The 18465-nt window shown below is 67.0% G+C and carries 14 protein-coding genes and 2 pseudogenes; 4 read left to right on the top strand and 12 right to left on the bottom strand.

What is annotated here, in order from left to right; translation table 11 throughout:
* Nucleotides 1-113: 113 nt before the first annotated feature.
* The 5 genes from ACZ7SW_RS35850 to ACZ7SW_RS35830 form a co-directional block, all read right to left on the bottom strand.
* Nucleotides 114-782 carry a hypothetical protein gene (locus ACZ7SW_RS35850; protein WP_470234806.1) on the bottom strand — a complete coding sequence of 223 codons (669 nt, stop codon included), beginning with the start codon at nucleotides 780-782 and terminating at the stop codon, nucleotides 114-116.
* Between the two features lie 134 nt (nucleotides 783-916).
* Nucleotides 917-1687 carry an IS21-like element helper ATPase IstB gene (gene istB, locus ACZ7SW_RS35845; RefSeq protein WP_470234805.1) on the bottom strand — a complete coding sequence of 257 codons (771 nt, stop codon included), beginning with the start codon at nucleotides 1685-1687 and terminating at the stop codon, nucleotides 917-919.
* Complete coding sequence (locus tag ACZ7SW_RS35840) at nucleotides 1684-3237, bottom strand: IS21/IS408/IS1162 family transposase (RefSeq protein ID WP_470234804.1); 1554 nt, start codon at nucleotides 3235-3237, stop codon at nucleotides 1684-1686. Before ACZ7SW_RS35840 ends, istB begins: the two co-directional genes overlap by 4 nt.
* A gap of 1513 nt (nucleotides 3238-4750) precedes the next feature.
* Nucleotides 4751-5056 carry a hypothetical protein gene (locus ACZ7SW_RS35835; protein ID WP_470234803.1) on the bottom strand — a complete coding sequence of 102 codons (306 nt, stop codon included), beginning with the start codon at nucleotides 5054-5056 and terminating at the stop codon, nucleotides 4751-4753.
* Nucleotides 5057-5197: 141 nt separating this feature from the next.
* On the bottom strand, nucleotides 5198-7711 hold the full coding sequence (locus tag ACZ7SW_RS35830) for a hypothetical protein (RefSeq protein ID WP_470234802.1): 2514 nt from the start codon (nucleotides 7709-7711) through the stop codon (nucleotides 5198-5200).
* A gap of 442 nt (nucleotides 7712-8153) precedes the next feature.
* On the opposite strand from ACZ7SW_RS35830, the pseudogene ACZ7SW_RS35825 reads away from it, so the two are divergent.
* Nucleotides 8154-8616, top strand: a pseudogene (locus tag ACZ7SW_RS35825) (HesB/IscA family protein).
* A gap of 1 nt (nucleotide 8617) precedes the next feature.
* Nucleotides 8618-9064 carry a hypothetical protein gene (locus ACZ7SW_RS35820; RefSeq protein WP_470234801.1) on the top strand — a complete coding sequence of 149 codons (447 nt, stop codon included), beginning with the start codon at nucleotides 8618-8620 and terminating at the stop codon, nucleotides 9062-9064.
* A 127-nt stretch (nucleotides 9065-9191) separates the two neighbouring features.
* Here the strand turns inward: ACZ7SW_RS35820 and ACZ7SW_RS35815 are convergent, their stop codons facing one another.
* The gene (locus tag ACZ7SW_RS35815; RefSeq protein ID WP_470234800.1) at nucleotides 9192-9842 is read right to left on the bottom strand and encodes a class I SAM-dependent methyltransferase; all 651 of its coding nucleotides are present in this window, start codon (nucleotides 9840-9842) and stop codon (nucleotides 9192-9194) included.
* 501 nt (nucleotides 9843-10343) lie between these two features.
* On the opposite strand from ACZ7SW_RS35815, the pseudogene ACZ7SW_RS35810 reads away from it, so the two are divergent.
* Together ACZ7SW_RS35810 and ACZ7SW_RS35805 are read left to right on the top strand one after the other, a co-directional pair.
* Nucleotides 10344-10485 (top strand): annotated as a pseudogene (locus tag ACZ7SW_RS35810) (IS110 family transposase); the annotation flags it as partial.
* A 60-nt stretch (nucleotides 10486-10545) separates the two neighbouring features.
* Complete coding sequence (locus ACZ7SW_RS35805; RefSeq protein WP_470234799.1) at nucleotides 10546-10884, top strand: C40 family peptidase; 339 nt, start codon at nucleotides 10546-10548, stop codon at nucleotides 10882-10884.
* A gap of 46 nt (nucleotides 10885-10930) precedes the next feature.
* On the opposite strand, the gene ACZ7SW_RS35800 is transcribed toward ACZ7SW_RS35805, so the two are convergent.
* The 6 genes from ACZ7SW_RS35800 to ACZ7SW_RS35775 all read right to left on the bottom strand — a co-directional run bounded on the left by ACZ7SW_RS35800 (nucleotide 10931) and on the right by ACZ7SW_RS35775 (nucleotide 18227).
* Nucleotides 10931-12049, bottom strand: coding sequence for an acyl-CoA dehydrogenase family protein (locus ACZ7SW_RS35800; protein WP_470234859.1), 1119 nt, complete (start codon nucleotides 12047-12049; stop codon nucleotides 10931-10933).
* Between the two features lie 40 nt (nucleotides 12050-12089).
* Nucleotides 12090-13445, bottom strand: a complete 1356-nt coding sequence (locus ACZ7SW_RS35795; RefSeq protein WP_470234798.1) for a cytochrome P450 — start codon at nucleotides 13443-13445, stop codon at nucleotides 12090-12092.
* Nucleotides 13442-14824 (bottom strand): protoporphyrinogen/coproporphyrinogen oxidase, encoded by a 1383-nt coding sequence (locus ACZ7SW_RS35790; protein WP_470234797.1) that lies wholly within the window; start codon nucleotides 14822-14824, stop codon nucleotides 13442-13444. Before ACZ7SW_RS35790 ends, ACZ7SW_RS35795 begins: the two co-directional genes overlap by 4 nt.
* Nucleotides 14825-14838: 14 nt before the next feature.
* Entirely contained in the window at nucleotides 14839-15849 is a 1011-nt protein-coding gene (locus ACZ7SW_RS35785; RefSeq protein WP_470234796.1) for a terpene synthase family protein, read from the bottom strand.
* Between the two features lie 411 nt (nucleotides 15850-16260).
* Entirely contained in the window at nucleotides 16261-17253 is a 993-nt protein-coding gene (locus ACZ7SW_RS35780; RefSeq protein WP_470234795.1) for an aminotransferase class V-fold PLP-dependent enzyme, read from the bottom strand.
* Nucleotides 17254-17492: 239 nt separating this feature from the next.
* Nucleotides 17493-18227 carry a tryptophan 2,3-dioxygenase family protein gene (locus ACZ7SW_RS35775; protein WP_470234794.1) on the bottom strand — a complete coding sequence of 245 codons (735 nt, stop codon included), beginning with the start codon at nucleotides 18225-18227 and terminating at the stop codon, nucleotides 17493-17495.
* Nucleotides 18228-18465: the final 238 nt, after the last annotated feature.

Raw genomic sequence — 18465 nt, 5'->3', positions numbered from 1 at the left:
ACGGTTCCGGATCCGCTGTTGTCGTGCGCGGCGTGCGTGCTGGTCTTGCCGATCGGGCAGACGAAGGACTTCCGCACGGTGCTATCCCGGGCAACAGCCGGATTCGGTGTGCTTCACCGACGGGACACTTCGGGCCGGCAAGCTCCGATGGCCGTCTGCACGCGGGAGAGCTGGCGGTCGAGCTCCGGCAGGTATCGCCGCACCGCGGTCACGATCTCGGTCCAGGCAAGTGTCTGCAGGACCTTGAACTGGGCCGCTTCGGCTTCCGCGCGGGATTCGGCGTCCTTGCCCCGCGCCGCGTAGGCCAGTGCCCGGACCATCCGGCCGAGCGCGACTTCGGTTCCTGGTGTCGCGCGGTCGGTCAAGTCGGCCAGTTCCAGCACATCGAGCGCGACCGGCCGGCCCGTTCCGCGGCGGGTGCCCAGGAGCGGAGCCAGTTGCTGGTGGATCGTGTCCAGCCGGGTCCGGTGTCGGATCTCCTCGAGGTAACGGAAACCGATCTCGGCGTGCCCTCGCTTGGCGAGTCCGAGCAACGCGGTGCCCGCTGTTAGCCGGTCGTCGTCGATGTGGCGCCTTCTCAGCATCGGTGCCAAGACTTCCGGATCCGCCAGCAGCACCTCCGGATGCCGGCGCAGAATTTCGCGCGCCGCGGTGAATCCCGGTTTGCTCGGGTGCCCGCGCAGCGCGGAGAACGGATGCGGCGGAAGCGCAGAGTAGAACTTCAGCGTGGCGTCGGCGGTTGCCGACGAGGAAATGTCGAACAGTTGCGGTGCGGGCGGCATTGCGATGCCCAGGTGGGCAGCGTCCTCCAGCTTCAGGTAGGCGACCAGTGCTCGTGACAGAGAATGTGAACGCTCACGTTATTCCCGGGGCCTGCGCTCAAGTAATTCCGCAGGTGGTGGGTCCTGGTGATGTTCTACTCGGTGGTCTGCTTCTTGTCGTCGGCGACACTCCGGGGCCGCTTGTTGGGTCGGTAGCTGGGGCCGTTCATGAACACCTGGTGACTGGTGTTGATCAGCCGGTCGGGCAGGGACTCGGCGACGACGGCGTTGGGGAACAGCGGATACCAGTCGACGGGTGACCGGTTGCTGGTCAGCACGAGCGAGCGACCGGCGCGTTCGCTGATCAGCTCGTAGAGGTCGTCGGCTTGGCGCGCGGTGAGTTCCCGCATGCCGAAGTCGTCGAGGATCAGCACCGGTGGCCGGGCGAGCTCGCGCAGCCGCCGGCCCCAGGTGCCGTCGGCGTGCCCGCCGGCGAGGTCGGCCAGGACCCGGCTGGTCTTGGCGAAGCGGACGTCCGCGCCGTGCCGGATCGCCATGTGCCCCAACGCTTGCGCGACGTGAGTCTTGCCAACCCCGACCGGGCCGTAGAGGATCACCGACTCCCCGGCGTGCAGCCACCGCAACGCGGCGAGATCGCGGATCTGCGCGGCGGGCAGCTTGGGGCTGGCGTGGAAGTCGAACTCCTCCAACGTGGTTTCGGTGTCGAAGTGCGCGCGGCGCAGCCGGCGGCCCATCGCGGTCAGCTCCCGGCGGCCGATCTCGTCGTGGCAGAGGGTTTGCAGGAATTCCAGGTGCCCGAGCTCCCCTCCGCGGGCCTGGGCAAGGCGGGCGTCGAGACTGTCGAGCATCCCGGACAGCTTGAGCGTGCGCAGGGCGTCGCGCAGCGCGGTGTCGACGACGGTCACGATGCTTCCTCACTGTCAGCGGCGGAACCAGGGCCTGCTTGGCGGGGCTCGGTAGGGGCAGGAGTGCTCCGGCCGCCGCGCTCGTCGTGGGCATCGGTGCCGTGATCGACGCTCGTGGTGACGTCGTCCGCGGCGGGCTGGATGTTCGAGGTGGGCAGGGCCACGACGTTCGCGAACAGCTGCGAAGGACCATGAAGGTGCGCCGCGGCACCCGCGTCGCCGGTCGGCTCCGGCGGCGGGTCGGCCTCGGTTCCGGCGGCCAGGATCCCTTTCACCGTGCGGTAAGTCGGGTCACCGACCTCGATCGCGCGGGCGCAGGCCTTCTCCAACCGGGCCGCGCCGTGCTTGCCGGCCAACCCGAGGACGCCTTGCGCCGCGCGCAGCCGGAACAGGGCGTTGACCTCCAGCAGCGCGGCGATCAACGCGACGCAGGCCGGGCCGATGTCGGCGGCCTGGCTGCGGCACCAGGTCGGAGTCCGCATCTTGAACGCGATCTTCTCCGGCGGATAGTGCGACAGGTCGGTCGACTTCCCCGCCGGTCGGCGACCATGAGTCGCGATCAGCTCCCCGTTGTCGAAGATCTGCACCACCGTCGGGGTCTCGCGGGCGTCGACCCGGCGGCCGAGATGCCGCCACGGCACCGAATACAACGACTTCCCCACCCGGACGTGGACGTCCGGCCCGATCGTGCCGGTGGACCAGGTGGCGAGCACGAACCGCTTGCGAGGCAAGGGAGTCAGCTCGCTGGCTTCGACCGCTTCGAACACCGACAGCGGTGCCGCGCCGCCGAGCGGGCGGCACTGCCGCCGCCCCGCGACGTCCTTGCACCACAGTGCGGCTTGTTCATGCATATGTTGCAGGGACACGAATTCCCGGCCGCGCCAGAACGAGTCCCGGACATAGGGCATCGGCCGTTCCACCCGCGGTTTGTCCTTCGGCTTCGCCGCCCGCGCCGGATCGACCAGGGTGCCGTAGTGCTCGGCGAGCTCGGCATACGAGCGGTTGATCTTCGGGTCGTAGAGGTCCGGCTTGTCCACCCCGGTCCTGAGGTTGTCCGGCACCAGCCGGGCCGGCACCCCGCCGAAGAAGTCGAACGCCGCGACATGGCACTCGGTCCACGCGCGTTGGTCCATTTCGTCCATCAGCACGGTGACCCGGTCGCGGCGGATCTCCTCGGGCAGGTTCGCCGCGACCCACCGTTTCACCGATGCCAGACTGGCCAGCAGGTCCCGTTCGTCGCGCAGCCGCTGCCAGATCGTGGCCTGGGTGACCCCGGCCTTGAGCATCGCCGCGATGTAGTCACGATGCGCCTCGATCTGCGGCCAGGTCGTCTGCCGCAGCCTCGTGTCGGCGACCGCCGGGAACCACTTGCTGGTCAACTCGGCCCAGTCCGCGGTGGTCATCACCGGCCCACCAGGGACGATGCCGGCCTCGATCGCCGGGGTCACGTACTTCTTGATCGTCTTGCGGTCCACGCCCAGGCTGGTCGCGACTTCGCTCTGCGAGCGACCCGCATACCAGTGGACCAGGATCTCGGTCACATCCGTCACGTCGAACGTTCTCCTCGCCACATTGCGCTCCCCGGCCACCTGATGTGAACCGGTCAAGCCTGTTCCGATGCGAGGACCCAGCACGGGCGACGCGCTCACCGTCCCGGTGGGGAATTACGTGAGCGACACCCCGCGGAATTACGTGAGCGAAAACCCCTCAGACCTGCGGAATTCCATGAGCGCTGACAAGAAGCTCGAGCGGGCCGGTCGTTCAGGGTTCGCAGCGCGCTGCCCAGGCCGTCCCATGCCGCTAGCAACTCGGCAGGCCGGACAGATCCGGCAGCCGGGTTCGGCGGTAGATCGCGGATCGAGCGTCGCACTGTGCGATCTTGTTCGGCGTGCCAGAGCTGTAGGCGCTGCGCGGCCGCTTTCAGCCGTCGGGGCCTTGCCGATTTCAGCGTTTCGGCCGGGCCTCGATCTCCGTCAGCGCCGGTTAGCGGCTCCGAAGCCTGCTGCCTGCGGTACGCACTGGGTCCGACCGGAAGCATCCAGTCGTTGGCCGCGTTACCGCGAGCGGCCCCCACCGCCGCCCCGATCTGTCGGCCCGACCTGTCCAGAATGCTCGGCGGAGGGCCAGCGTTCGGGCCCGAGACGGCCGTCGGCTGAAGGTTCGACGGCAACGCGGTAAACAACCTGTCCAGTCCGGAGACCTCGCTCGAACTGATGATCGGCCAGATCAGCGACTCTGCGCGACCCTGTCCGCAACCGTCGGGACACCCAGAACACGAACTCCGCCACCGGTTTTCGGGATCTCTACCGCCCGCACGGGCGGCGGAAAGTACGTCCCCGACAACATCCGATTCCGGACCTTGTAGAGATTATTCCGCAGATCTGTTTCGAATTTTTCGATCGACATACCGTCGACCCCGACGGCGCCCTTATTGGCCCTTACCCTGCTAAACGCTTCCGCAAAAACCCATTTCGAAATTTCGAACGGCTTCATCGACAACCCTGGTCGACTCATCCGGCTCCTCCCGGCCGTCGCCGGTTGACCGCATCAGCGACCCGAATGGTCCGGCCCCTTCGCTCCACACCATTACAGATGCTTCACCACTACTACGAACCGGTCCGCCAGCACGCCCCGCATCGGTACTCAACGCCTTACAGTTTTCGCTGCTTGGCGCACTCCCTCTCACCGCCGAAGCAGCCGTATCGGGGCATGCCTTCCCACGCTCCATGCGAACGCCGCAGATCAGGCTCACGTCGCCCCCATGCCGGACACCGCCTGGCCAGAAATCGGGACACCTGCCAGATTCATCCCGGCGCCAAAAGTCGCTCCGGTTTCGATGTCATCTGTTTCCATTTCGACACGTCATCAGCGATTCACTCGCGTTCGTCTTCCTGATCCCCACCTGACGCCCTCCAACGAGCGCCTTTTCCTCATCGCTCACCACGACGGTCATCAACCAACGCAGCATGAGGCGGTTTGGAGTCTCCCGCCCGACAGGCGACTCCAAAGGGCCACAAATCCTTCATCATCCGCACAGCACCACGCTCAGCTACCTGACTTACTTCACGCAGCCTCCCGTGTTCGTGGCACACCTTTTACCAGGAACGCATTGTCCTTCTCCAGCTCGGCGACCTGCCCGCGCAGCCGCAGCAGCTCCGCCCGCTCGGCCGTCCCCGGGGGTGTGTCCCCGTGGACCTCGGCCGCGGTGATCCGGCGTCGTTCGTCTTTGGCCCAGACGCTCGACATGCCCGCGTCGATCCCCAGCTCACGGGCAGCCTCGGCGATCGTCCGCCCGGAATCGATCACGCGATGAGCAGCCTCGACCTTCGGCCGGGTACGACCGGCGCTTGCGAGCAGGTATGAAGACATCCTTCCAGCAGGACAACGCGACCTGCCAACTCGGTGTCCGCTACCCTGGGTGAACCTCAGACGCCCTAGGCGACACACACCCCGCCCCGCCCTACTGAGAAAACCTCACTGTGACGTCGATACCGTAGGGCGAAGGTCCCGTCATCTGCCCAATTCCTCTCCGGACCGCCGACGTGCACGAAGCTGCTCGGCCAGCCGTACCAGCGCGGAGTGCGCCTCAGCGGAAGGGTCCCCGGTCTCGGCGGCGCGCAGGATGTCCGGGTAGCGGTCTTCGGGCCCGGCGGCATCTGCCAATTCCCCGGCGCAGCGAACCAGTTCGGCGAACCCGGCCGGTCGCGCGGCGGGAAGCAGCAGCCTCGACAACGCAGCCGAGGCGATCCGCCACGCGCATCCGTTCGCCCCGAGGACCGCCAGCCGGCGCAACCCAGCCGCCACCTCGGTCAACGGCATCGAATGCTCAGTCAACGCCAGCTCGGCGATCTCTTCGCCGACGAGGCTCGCGTCGAGGTCGCCGCGTTCATCAAGGCGCCGCAGTGCGTCGACCGCCTCCTCGCGGTCAACCGGATCCGAGCTCCCGAGGCCGTACCCCAGAATTAGGCGGGAGGAAGCGCCGATCGGCCCCTCGATGTCCGCGAGCGCATGCACTACCGGCCCCCGCGGCGCCCCGCCCGCGACCGCCGGGCCGAAGGCCGGCAGCAGAGTCCGCGCGACCAACTCTCGCGCGGACGGCAGCACGGCCGGCCAGCAGCACATGAATTCCGGGCATCGGCCAAATCCGCCGCTTCGGCCGCGGATCGCCGGCAACAGCTTCAGCGTCCTCATTTCCCGGTCGCCGGCCAACCATCGGGCAAGTTCCCGCCCGGCCGCCGTGTCCGCTGCCCGCGCGCGTTTCGCCAAGGCGTCCTCCCGCCCTCCGGGCAATCGCAACAGCCCTTGCCGAAAGTCGTGCGGCCACGGCTGCCAGCCTTCACGCGCGGCGCGGCGCACTCGATCCACCAGCACCCCCGGGTCGACCAAGCCGTTCGCTTCGCTGGGCGTCGCCATCAGGAACGGACGCGGAGCATGCGCCAGCCCGACGACCATCTCGTGCAACCGAAGCAGCACCATTCCCGGACGCGAACCGGAATCGGCCGAGCCCGGTTCTTCGCATTGCCGGATCTTCTGCCGCCAGGGATCGCCCGCAGCCAGCGTTCCCGAGTCCGGAAACGGCGCGCCTTTCGGCGCCGAGCCCGCCGCGTGCACGACGACGGTCACTGCGAACCCGAGTTCGGAGAACTCGTCTCGTTCGGACGCGAGCACCTCGCGCCAGCTGGCCGGCGACGCGACCGGCAGGTCTGAACTGGCGAAAGCAGCACGCACCGCCTCCGGGTCGGCACAAGCGGAACCGACCAGACCAGCCAGCACCCGTTCGAAGAGAGCCGGGCGAACCGTGCCGCCCCTAGCGTCCAGAACAGCGGCGACTTCGCCGACAAGGTCCAATGCTGACGCGCGAGAGACAGACTCCTTCCGCAACCCTCGTCCTCCGGAGCGCGGCACGGAACTTTCGCCGTCACAGCCAGCGATCGCGTGCGGTTGAAAGACCTCGCCGGTCAGGCACCGCCGGACCCCCGCCGACACGGACTTCAGATGCCGCGCGATCAGCCTCGCCGCAGAGGCCGCGACAGCCTGATCGCGGTCACCCGTCAAAGCCCGGACCGGATGCAGCAGCGAGCCGGCAGCCTCCGGCTGGCGATCGAGTGCCGCATCCAGCCACTCCAGCTGAAGAATCGTCAGCTTCCGCTCGCTTCGGGCGAAGATCCCGTCGGCCACCTCCGGCAGCCAATCCGCACCGAGCAATCCAGCTTCGTCGATCCGCCAAAGCTCCCCGAGTGCCGTCTGGGCAACCGGCTCGTACCCGCGAGCCGTCAAGTACGCGAGCCCCGCTGTCCGTTCCGCGGCCTCTTCGGCGGTGACAGCGAGGCGCGAGTAGATCGTCAGGCACCCGCGAACGTCGGCGGCCGACCCGCGGCGGCCCAGGGCGGCCAGGCATCTGTCGATGATCTCCTCGCGGCCGAGGCGATCTCCGGACGTCGCAGCGAGCAGCAGCTCGCCTAGCCGTTCTCCGTTGCTCCCGGCGTAATGCCAAGCGGCACCGGGCACCTCGACGACGCGAAGCACGACCGAGTCCCACTCAGGGCCGCCCGGCGGCCGGGGCGCGCGTACCCAGCCAAGCACGGCCTGGTCGGTCGGCGGGACCAGGACACCGGTTTCCCGGGCGAGCGTCCCGATCAGCCAGATCTGGTCGGCGCTGATCGTCGGCAGCCGGGAAAGCCGCTCGACCAGCCAGCTCAGCGACTCCGGACCCCACTGCCTCAGCAATCGCAGGAGCAACTGCCGTACCGGAAGCCCGGAACGGCCGCCAGGATTCTTCCCGTACACCCCGATCCAGCGGGCGACGAGGTCCGCCTGCCGAAGCAGACCAGCAGCGGCCAGCACCAACGAGTCCGCCTGACCGCCAGTCGTGATGCCGCCCATGATCCGGCGCGCCCGCTCGAACCCGCGCAGCTGATTGCCGAGCCCTACCCGCACGCCCTCCGGGAGATCAGTGACGAAATCACCTACTTGCGCGGCGTCTCCCTGCTCAAGCAGTCTTTTCAAGCGGGCCCAGTCGCTCATGCGATTTCGGATTTTGTGGCCGCGCTTCCGACCGGACTCGACAGGTTGCCCCCGCCCATGCCGATCGGCCAACCACCCGGCCTTCGCCGAACCTGCTTCGTTTCGCGAATGGGCTCCAATCGCGCATACCAAATCGGCGTAACAGCTAGCACCCTCGCCACGAAACTCCCGTTCAAGACGGCTCAGCAACACCGAGCCTTGTCAAAAAGCACAGATTTTCCTTTTTATCAGGACTGGAACACCCGGATCCATCATCGCCGCCCGCACCGTGACGAATGCACAAGCACAGTGCCTCAACGACATCCGGCGGCTACCGGTGATTCGATAATGAATCATTTTCGCGACATCGCCGGGCATCGGCCACACCGGTCGGGACATTCGGGCAGACCTCTCCGCCGAATCCCCGCCCGGCCCGCCGCACAGTGGGCAAGCCAGCGTACGGCTGTTAGATTTCACCGCCGTGACCAGCCTTCCGGAAACGACCGCCAACACCACGGGCATCACCCTGACTCCCGCAGCCGTCGAAAAGGTCAAAGTCCTGCTGTCCCAGGAGGGGCGCAGCGACCTGCGGCTTCGGATCGCCGTTCAGCCAGGCGGCTGCGCCGGCTTGCGCTACCAACTCTTCTTCGACGACCGACTGTTCGAGACCGACCAGGTCACCGCCTTTGACGAACCCGCCGACGCGGGCAAGGGCAGCGAGAACGGAGCAGCCAATGGCTGAGAACCGCGATTGTCAGACCGCCGAACCCGGCGTCGTCCGTTTCGAACTCGTCGTCGATCAGAAAAGCGCCCCATACCTCGAAGGTGCAGTGATCGACTTCGTCGACACCATCGAGAAACAGGGGTTCGTCATCGACAATCCCCAGGCCGGCGGATCCTGCGCATGCGGCGATTCTTTCCGCTGACGTGTCCGCGACTTCCGGCACCGACGTCCCGATTCTGTGGTTCTCCCTGGAACACCGGGCAGAGGCCCTCATCACGAGCACCTACGGCCAGGTGTCCCGGGCGACATTCCATTATCGAGCCGCACGCGACGTGCTCGCGCTGTCGTTTCTGGCCGGAGGTCATCCGGCTGGCTGCGCACCCGAATTCCAGCTTCGTACCGCCGCGACTCATCTCGCGGACGGTACCCGATGGCTTGCCTGGTGCTCGGCCCAGCTGACCCGGCTGCTGGCGGAACTGTCCACACCGGACCGGAATCTGGCCGGGTACGCGTGGCGATGGCTGACGGGCACCCGGCTCCTCGTCGACTCCATGTCGCCAATCCGCGCCGACCTCGGCCGGGACAGTGGATTCCAGGTCGGGGTCATGCACGCCCGGCATATCGTGCACTCCGCTCTCCCTGCCGAATAGTCCTGCCGCTCACGTGCCAGGTCCCGTCCTCGACATCGGGCCTCCCCGACCGCCACCCGGTCGTCGGGAGTCGCTTACGCTGCCGAAGGTCGGCAGGCTGCCCGGCCAGCGCTGGCCGGGGGCCGGTTTACCGGCGCCGGGCGGTCAGCAGCCACGCCGGTTCGACGATCCGGCCTTTGCTGTCAGTCTCCGGCTTGGAGACAAGAGCCGCGCTCGACGCGTACGGGGTGGCTGCGACGGTGTATCGGACTTTCACGAGCCGGGTGATCTGCCAGCCTCCGGTGACGGTCTCGCGGAGGTTTTGCTCGGTGATCCGGTTCGGTCCGGGACCGGCGACGAAGCCTTGGTCGGCGAAGCACAAGAGGTTCAGCGTCCCTCCGGACATCGCCGCCTGGCCGAGTGCCGCCAGGTACCGATGGCGCGTCGGCTCGTCGAAAGTGTGGTAGAGCGCGCTGTCCAGGATGGTGCCGAACCGGCCCCGGTAGTCGCGAAGGCGGGTCGCGTCCGCCTCCGCGAAGGTGACCGGCGCCCGGACCGCTGCGGCGCGGGCGCGGGCGGCAGCGAGTACCTCCGGGGAGTTGTCGACGCCGGTCACCCGGTAGCCGCGCGAAGCGAGGTAGATCGCGTTCTCGCCGTAGCCGCAGCCGGCGTCGAGCACTTCGCCACGAAAACCGCCTTCCGCTTCGAGGCGGACGATCGCCGGCTGCGGCTCGCCGATGTCCCAGGCAGTCCTCGGCGGAGCCGCCGCGGGGCGTTGCTGGTCCTGCCCGGAGTTCATGTCGCGCTCCTCGCGATGGCCGGTGTGCGGCTGTCACGCTATCGAGGCGAGCGACTACCCGCACTCCACGAGTGCTATCTGTCCAACAGGAGCTGCACGGAATGCTCTGGCCAGCTGGCCGCGTCGGCCGAGGAGGCGCGGCGGTCGCAGGCCTCACGCCCACCCGAGCGCGGGAACGCACGCCGGATCGAAGTGCGGTGTGAGAGTCCAGGGCGCAGAGGTCCGATGCCGGCCACCGGAGGCAACGCCCGCGGCCCGGATCGATTCCTGCATTTGCGGGTCACGGCGATCGCGAGGCACGCGTCCGCCACCACGGCTTTCCCGCTTGGCATGACACTGGTGCGCGACCGGCTCAGCAAGAACCGGCGCGCTCCGGGAACGCGATCCTGCTCGACGCGCCGCGCTCCCGCGCGTCGGCTTGCGTCGCGGTTCCCTTCCGCCTCTCCTCCTCAGCGCTGCCACGAACCACTCAGCTGTCATCCGGCTCGAAACTGGGGACGCCGCGCCTGCTACGACCGCCAGAGAGCCGAAGGCAAGAAGCACAACGCCGCCTCATCTGCCTCGCCCGCCGACGGTGCGACGTGCTCTTCGCAATGCTCCGCAACCGAGCCCTCTACCACCATCCGAGCCGCCGAACGCCTGACAACCACCATAGGGACACCCCCCCCCGGCGGCGCGCGCCGTCGCGTTCGCCCGCAAGCAGTTGGGCAAGCCGTACGGGTGGGGCGTCGAGGGGCCGGACGCGTTCGACTGCTCGGGCCTCACCGGTCAGGCATACCCGGCGGCTGGCATTTCGTTGCCCAGGACGTCTCGTGCTCAGGCGACGACCGGCCATAGCATCCCCGCATCGGCGGGCCCGGGTGCGCTTCGGCCGGGCGACCTGGTGTTCTGGGCTTACGATGCCCGTGATCTGCCAACCGTGCACCACGTGGCGATCTATCTGGGTGGCGGGAAGGTCGTCCAGAGCCCCGAATCCGGGGATGTCCTGAAGATCAGCCCGATGTGGACGACCGGTTACGCGGGAGCGGTGCGCCTTGGCTGAGCAGTGCGGGGACAAGAGCGTGGCCGCCGACGTGGCCCGGATGGAATCAAATGAACGGCACCAAGGGATCAAGTCCACACAGGACCCTGCCGTGGAGTTCGGAGTTGGTGCTGTGGAGGAGGAAGGAGTGCAGGGCGAGTGCTTCGCTGTCGGCGGTGATGCGGGACAACGGGTCACGGTGGTGCAGGGCGCTGGCACCGGAGCCTCGGGCGACCTCATCGATGCTTTCCCGACAGAGCTTGGTGGCCCAGGCCGCGTCGGCGCGGCAGCGGACCCGCAGTGCGACGTTGGCCGGATCCGCGGCCACCTCCGCGACCGTCGCGACCGAACGCTCGGCGTGGAACCTGGCCTCCGCCAGCTTCATCACCGCCGTGTCCATGCGCAGGTGGGTGACGGCGGCCTCGGCTTGGCTCACGTACTGGGTGTAGGTGATCCCACGCTGGTGCACCCGTTGGGCGAACAAGTCCACGGCGGCGCTTGCGAGGCCCAGTGGCGTGCCGGTGGCGCCGGTCACGAACAACGGGATGAAAGGCATCGCGTAGTAGGGGTCGGCGGCGAGGGCAACCGAGCGCGTATTGACCGCGGTGGGGTCGGCGAACGGAAGCGCCCGGTGCTCCGGGACGAAGACGTCCTCGACCGTCAACGTGTTCGACCCGGTGCCCGACAGCCCGCTGACCTGCCAGTCGTCGGCGCTCACGCAGTCGGCCCGTGGCACCAGGAACTGCGCTGGCTGAGGCGGGGCGTCCTCGGTCATGACGATCGAGGACAGCAGCGCCCAGTCCGCGTGGTGCTGTCCTGAGCAGAACCGCCACGTCCCGGTTAACTGGTAGCCACCGGGAACCGGTATCGCGATGCCTTCCGGGCTGAACGCGGCCACGCTCTTGGGATGGGCGGCTGAGAAGACCTCGTCTTGAGCCTCGTCCGGGAACGAACAGATCATGTAGAGAGCGGCGGCGTACACACCTGACACCCAGGACGTTGAGCCACAGCCACGGGCGAGTTCCTCCTGGACTCGGACGAACGTGCCCAGAGATGCCTGAGCGCCGCCTCTGCTCCTGGGAGCCAGGAGAGTAAGGAGTCCTGCGTCTGCGATCCCGGCCACGACGTCGTCGGTCAACCGGCCGAGCGAGCGCGCCTCGTCGGCCCTCGACTGCAGGAGTGGCACCAGGTCTGTGGCCGCGCGCACCAACGGGTCCGAGGCCGGTTCAGTCTGCGATCCGGACACCGTTGATCACCTCCTGTGCGTTTTCGTGTGGTTCAACCGTGACGGGAACGGCATCGAGGTTCAGCGTCGGCGCCAACACCGGTCTGGGGAGCTGGTCCGACGCGGGCGCCAGACGCCATCGCCTGCTGATCGTGGCGGTCGCGATCATCGCTTCCTGCCAGGCGATCTGGTCGCCGACACAGATGTGCGCGCCGGACCCGAAAGGCATGAAGGAGCCGCGCCGCAGTGTGCCCGCGCGTTCTGGCAGCCAGCGGTCGGGATCGAAGACGTCGGGGTCCGCGAACAGATCGGTGCGACGGTGCAGGAGGTACGGGCAGAAGAATATGGGTGAACCCGCGCGGATCTGATGGCCGCCGAGGGTGAGATCCACGATGGCCCGCCGGGACATGAGCGCGCCGGGAGGGAACATGCGCAGGATCTCGGTGACCACCCTCTTCGTGAACGTCAGCGCGGGTAGTCGCTCCTCGAAGTCGGTGGGGTCAGCGATGTGTTCTCGAGCTTCGGCCCGCAGTTTTGCCGCGAGGGCTTGGTCCTGCGCCATGATGCTGCATGCGTGCGTCAGCACGCCCGCGACGGTTTCCGACCCCGCCGACATCATGACCATGGCCTCGTTGCGGATCTCGTCGGCGCCCAGCGGCTCACCGGTCCGAGGGTCCTTGGCGTCGGTGAGCGCCGCCAGCACGCCGCCGTCGCCTCCGCCTCGGCGGTATTCGCCCAGCACGTCCTCGACGATCTCCTTGAGCCGCGACAGGGCGTCGTTGATCCGCCGGTTGTCCCGAGTCGGCAGGTGTTTGAGCATCCCGGTGGGGTCGGCCATGAATTTGGCGATGCCGGTCAGGGCGATGGGAAGCAGTTCGACGAACTCGGCTTCGGTCCTGGCGGTCACCGCACCGCCGAGCAACGTCCTGGCCATGACCATGAACGAGTAGCGACGCATCTCCGTGGCCATGTCGTAGATCTGTCCGGGTCGCCACGACGAGACGACCTCGGCCGCGGTGTTCGCCATGACACGGGGACTCGGTGCGTAGGCCGGTGTGACGATCCGGCGGCGGACCCGGTGTTCGTGACCGATCATGGTGCCGATGCTGACGCCGATCAGCGCGGCGAGGTTCTCGTAGAGCGGACCCTTGTCGAGGTTGCGGTCCTCGGCGGTGAGCAACTGATGGATCAGCTCCGGGTGGCTGATCACATAGGCGGGCTTCGGCCCCAACCAGAGCACGGCGATGTCGCAGTCCCTGGCGGAATCCATGACCGTGAAGGCGTCGGCGCGCATCTTCAGCGCATGGCCGACCAGCCACCGCCGGCCTGGAGGCGATCCGATGGTCGCCTGAGTCATGGTGCCTCCATGGACATGACGGAAGTGGACCTCGGTCCGGGCAGACCGCGGATGAGCCGGCCGGCGGCGCGTTCGCCTGACGTCAGGCTGTTCTCCACCGTCGTGATCGCGAAGTAGTCACCCGCGAGCTGGATGCGTGCGGTGGGATCAAGGCGCTCGTTGAAGTCGGCGAGCGCACGAAACCCGCCAACCGGCCGCGCCACGGTGCACGGGTCCCATCGCCACACATGACCGCTGACCACCCGGCCCTCGATGTCGGGCAGCACCTGCCGCACGGAGGCGATCGCCTTCGGCAGGACCTCGTCGTCGGCCAGGTCCCAATGGGCGGCCGCCCAACCCCGGTGCCAGTAGACGGTCGCCATGCCCGCACCTGCCGGGCACCTGCCGGGGGCCTTGTTGTGGTCCAGGATCACCACGTTGACGTCTGGGTGCGTGTGGTCCGGAACCGTGAGCCACATTGACTGTTCGGCGGTTCGGTGGGTGAGGGTGAGCGTCACGACCATGCTCCTGGCGTAGGGCACGGTTTTCAGGAACTCCCGTTGGCCCGCGTCGAGTTGCGGCAGCATCCCGTGGGCGTGCACCGCGGGTACCGCGATCACGGCGGCGTCGGCGTGGTCGGTCTGTTCCGCCGCGCCCGGCCGATCCCAGGTCACGGTGACACCCGCGGCGTTCTCTTCGACGCTTGTCACCGTCGCCGACAGTTCGACGGGCAGGTTCCTCGCCAGGCCCTCCGGCAGGAACCGCACGCCACGGAAGGAGTTGACGAAACCGGCCCCCACCATTGTCTTGAGGAGGAGGAACAGGTTCAGGACGGACAGTTCCCCGGTTGGCGTCAGGTAGAAGTCACCCGCCAATGGCTGAACGAAGTAGTCGAGCGCGTCGGTGCTCAGGACGCGTTGGGCGTACTCGTCTATCGACTCCACGTCTACGCTGTCCACAGCTCGCGACCCCGGTTCCGCGACCGCGGCGCGGTGACGGAACACGTCGACGAGAGCCCTGGCCAGAGTTGCTTTCGACGGCACGTCGAGCAGCCTGGTCTTCAGCAGGTCGAGGGGTTTGCTCGCGTGAATGCGGTGGATCCGTTCGGGTCGGGCGATACCCAGCAGATCGGAGGTCGGCAGCACATCCGGGGCGAGACCCGCGTCGCCGATGAGTCGCATCGTCCGCCGGTACGTCGTCGGCAATACGCTGGCGGCCGCGTCGATCAGATAGCCGTCCTGCTCGACCGTCGTCATTCGCCCGCCGACCCGTTGGTTCCGCTCCAGCACCAGCACGTCGAACCCGGCCTGGCGTAGGCGGAACGCGGAGGCCAAGCCGGCGATCCCGGCACCTACGACAATGACCTTGCCACGGGAATTCTCCCCGGATGAGCTCTTCATATGATCTGCGCGTCCTACATCGTAGGTTCTTCGGCGAGGAGGTCGTCGAGGTACTCCGGTTGTGCTGGCGATTGATCGAACTCGAGGTACCGCGCCGTTTTTCGGCCCCAGTCAACGTGCCCGCGCATCCACGCACGCAGCATAGCGACGCAGTTCGACGTGTTCGCCCTCAACTCCTCAGAGGCGTTCAGCGAGTCCATCGTGTGAGATAGCCGGGCCTCGACTGCCAGGAATCGTTCGACCTGTTTCCCGGTGCGTATCATTACTTCAGAAGCCGCCCGCTCCAGGGATACACCTGCCGCCTGGCCAATGACTACCACCAGATTCTGATGGTCCCCGCGGACGAGTTCCTTGTCCAAGGTCATCAGGTCGTTGGTCCAGCAGACGACGTCGGCGGCGGTAACCAGTAACCGCTGATAGGAGGCCCCGTAGTACAAACTCGCCGGTAACGCCTCCGACCCAACGAACTCAATGAGGTCGAACGAAGGCATGATGGCGCCCGCGTCGCGTCGCATCCGAGGAAACACGTCCAGGTCAGGGATCGCGGACTCGCGCCGGTGCGCGGACTGCCATACGTTGGCGGTGAAGTAGTCGATGACGTGGTGCAGGAACCGGTGCAGCCACGACCGCGGCATCCGATCGCTCAACCGCCGGACGATGTCGCTGAAGGCGGCTTCGAGCGGGTTCTTCGCCTCGGTGTCGCCGATGGAGGCGAAAATATTTGTCAATGCCTTCTCGAGCGACTCGGGATGCCGGCCGTAGCTGCCTTCGTCGTTATGGTCGTCGAGGATGAAGAGCCATGTCATCCAGTCGGCCAGCAAATACAGATCGTCAAGTCCGGCAATCGGGTAACAATGCGCTGCGAGCATTCCTGGGGAGGTCGCGGCAAGTCGCCGTTCTGCCTCGTCCGTGCGCACCAGGCCCAGTTCGCGCGCTCGTTGGACGGCGTGCCGATTTGCCTGTTCGCCAAATTGGCTAACTGGCGTGACTATTTCGTTCAGTTGCCACGGAATGGAAGCGTCCATAAACACCTCGGAGGCGCTGGGCGGGCGGGAAATTTTTCGCAAATCAATTCTTGGTCGACAGGGTCGAGGTTACCGTTCCGTGAACCATTCGACAACTTCGGTGCGACATCCGTTCCGGCACGTGGAACGTGGCTGATTCGACGTGCTGACGCCGCTTGCCGGGAGACGTGCTTCGTGGCTTGATGGTCCGGCGGTTGCCAGCTAGGCGCGGCGGACGATCTGGTGATGGGCCGGCGCGCGAAGCGCTCGATTGCGCAACAGCACGATGCGGCGAGCCTCGGACCAATCGTCACACGGCCAGCCTGCGTCGGTGTACCTCCCGGCCGAGAGCAACAACTGCATCACTGGATCGCGCTCCGGCAGCGCTCTCCCGTCCACACTCGACGAAGCTGGTCAGTCGGTCGACTGCCGTCAGATCCGCGGACTCCGGTCGAGGTCGGCCAGGACCTCGCCCAGAGTCTCAGCACATCGCAGCAAGTCGATGTACCGGAGGGTGAGCGAGTGAAGGCCGAACCGGAGGACATCGGGCGGCCGGGAAGTCATCCGCACGCCACGTTCCCCCAGCCGCGTCGCGATCGCGGGCGCGGCCGGGTGACGCAAGCTGACCTGGGCGCCGCGGTCTCGAGCACGTCGCGGCGACGCGAGCGTACCTCCGTGTTTGTCGCAAATCTCGGCGAACAGCGCGGTCAGCAGGTCGCCCATGAGGGCGCTCTTCGCGAAAGCCGCTTTCTGGTCGACGGCACTCCACACGTCCAGCGCGGCTTCGAGCGGCGCCAACCCGATCAACGCGGGCGTACCGGACAGGAAACGTTCGATGCCGCGAGCCGGACGGTAGCCGGTATCGAAATCGAATGGCGACTCGTGGCCCATCCAGCCCACGGGTGTCGGCGACAGATCTGCCTGAAGGCGCTCGGCCGCGAAGACGTATGCCGGACTGCCCGGACCACCGCACAGGAACTTGTTCCCGGAGCCGACCGCGAGGTCGACCCGCCCGGCCCGCACGTCGACCTCGACCGCCCCGGCGCTGTGCGAAAGGTCCCAGACGGCAAGCGCTCCCGAGTCATGGGCGGCCGCGGTGACGGCGTTCAGGTCAAGAGCGTCCCCGATCCGGTAGTCGACATGGCTGGCTACCACCGCAGCGACATCCTGGTCGAGGGCACGGAAAAGGTCGTGCCGCGGGGCCACCCGTACTTCGGCGAGGCCTTGCCGGGCGAAGTCGTCCACCACGTAGCGGTCGGTCGGGAAGATCGAGTCCTCGACGACGAGGACTCGCCGCGGCCGGCAGAGCGTGAGCGCGGCGGACAGAACCTTGTGCAGATTGACGGAGACCGACTCGGCGACGACGACCTCCGACGGCGCGGCACCGATCATCTCGGCGATCTTCCCGCCGATCCGAACCGGCACCTCAAGCCACTGTTCGTCATCCCAACCCCGGAGACCGCCGCGGCCCCAGCCTGACCCGACCAGATCGGATACCGCCGTCGCAGCGGAACGCGGCATGGCACCCAACGAGTTCGCATCGAACCACAGTTCGCGGGCGGGCAACTCAAACATCTGCCGTGCCTCAGACAGCGGATCGTTCCGGTCCAGGTCCAGCAAGAGCTCCTCGGAAGGATGGTCAAACGCAGGGTTCATCGGATGCCTCATTCCCCGTGCTTCAGATTCGCGCGCCGGGTCAGCACGCTGCGCACTTCCCACAAATCGGGATAGAGACGACGGTCAACGATCCGGACTAGGACATCGACCGGGGTGCCTCCGGTACCGACTGCTTCCGATCCGATGGTTCTCTCCACGATCTTGAGGTGCCTCCTCCGCCACGTGACAAGCCGCATGTCGAGGTCCAGCAACGCCTCCGCGAGCTGATGCAAGGCCTCGAATCGATCAGCGTGGACGTACATTTCCTCAAGATCGACGCCATTCTGCCGCAAGACCAGCTGGAACGTGTTTCCCAGCGGGATGGCGGCGGCCTTGAGCCGCCGCCATCCCGGCGAAGAGAACCCCGAGCCGCTGCCCAGCTTCAGCCTGATCCGCTGGTACTGCCAGGGCGATATGGACTCCAGCATTTCCAGCTGAGCCGTCATGTACTCGACGCACAGGACAGCCCTGCGCAGCAATGGCAGCGCGGGCAGAAGGTCCGCCAGCTCCAGCAGCTGCGTCGCGTCGTCCAGCTCGTGCGCGCACAGTTTCAGCCAGAGTTCAGTCGACTGGTGGACAGTCAAGAACAGCAGCTCGTCTCGGCCAGCCGATCCGTCCGCAGCAGACTGAAGAGAAAGCAGCTCGCCAGTCCGGACATAACGCTCGTAATCCGAAAGGCCCGCGTCAGCTCCCTCTTCTCCCTCTTCGACATTCGCACACCCCTCGTCGTAAGCCATGGTCATGGCTACCTCCTGGCCAGCGGGGTGTTGAACGTGAGCGAAAGCTACTGTGGCCGCATGCGCTCGGGCAAGGAGCCGGACACCGCACTGCCCTTTGGTCCCGATCCGTTGGCTATTCACTCAAGACCCTTGCTGCGGACCTTGCGGGAGCGGGCGGGGTCGCCGCCCTGCGCCTACCGAGCCCGGCATCTCGGCTTCGTGCGCGATAACGCGTCGGCTCCTGGTAAGCCGCCGACGATTT

The sequence above is a fragment of the Amycolatopsis sp. NPDC114484 genome (genome assembly GCF_055633755.1).
The sequence above is the reverse complement of the archived record's forward strand: the minus strand, read 5'-3'. Positions and strand labels throughout refer to the sequence as shown.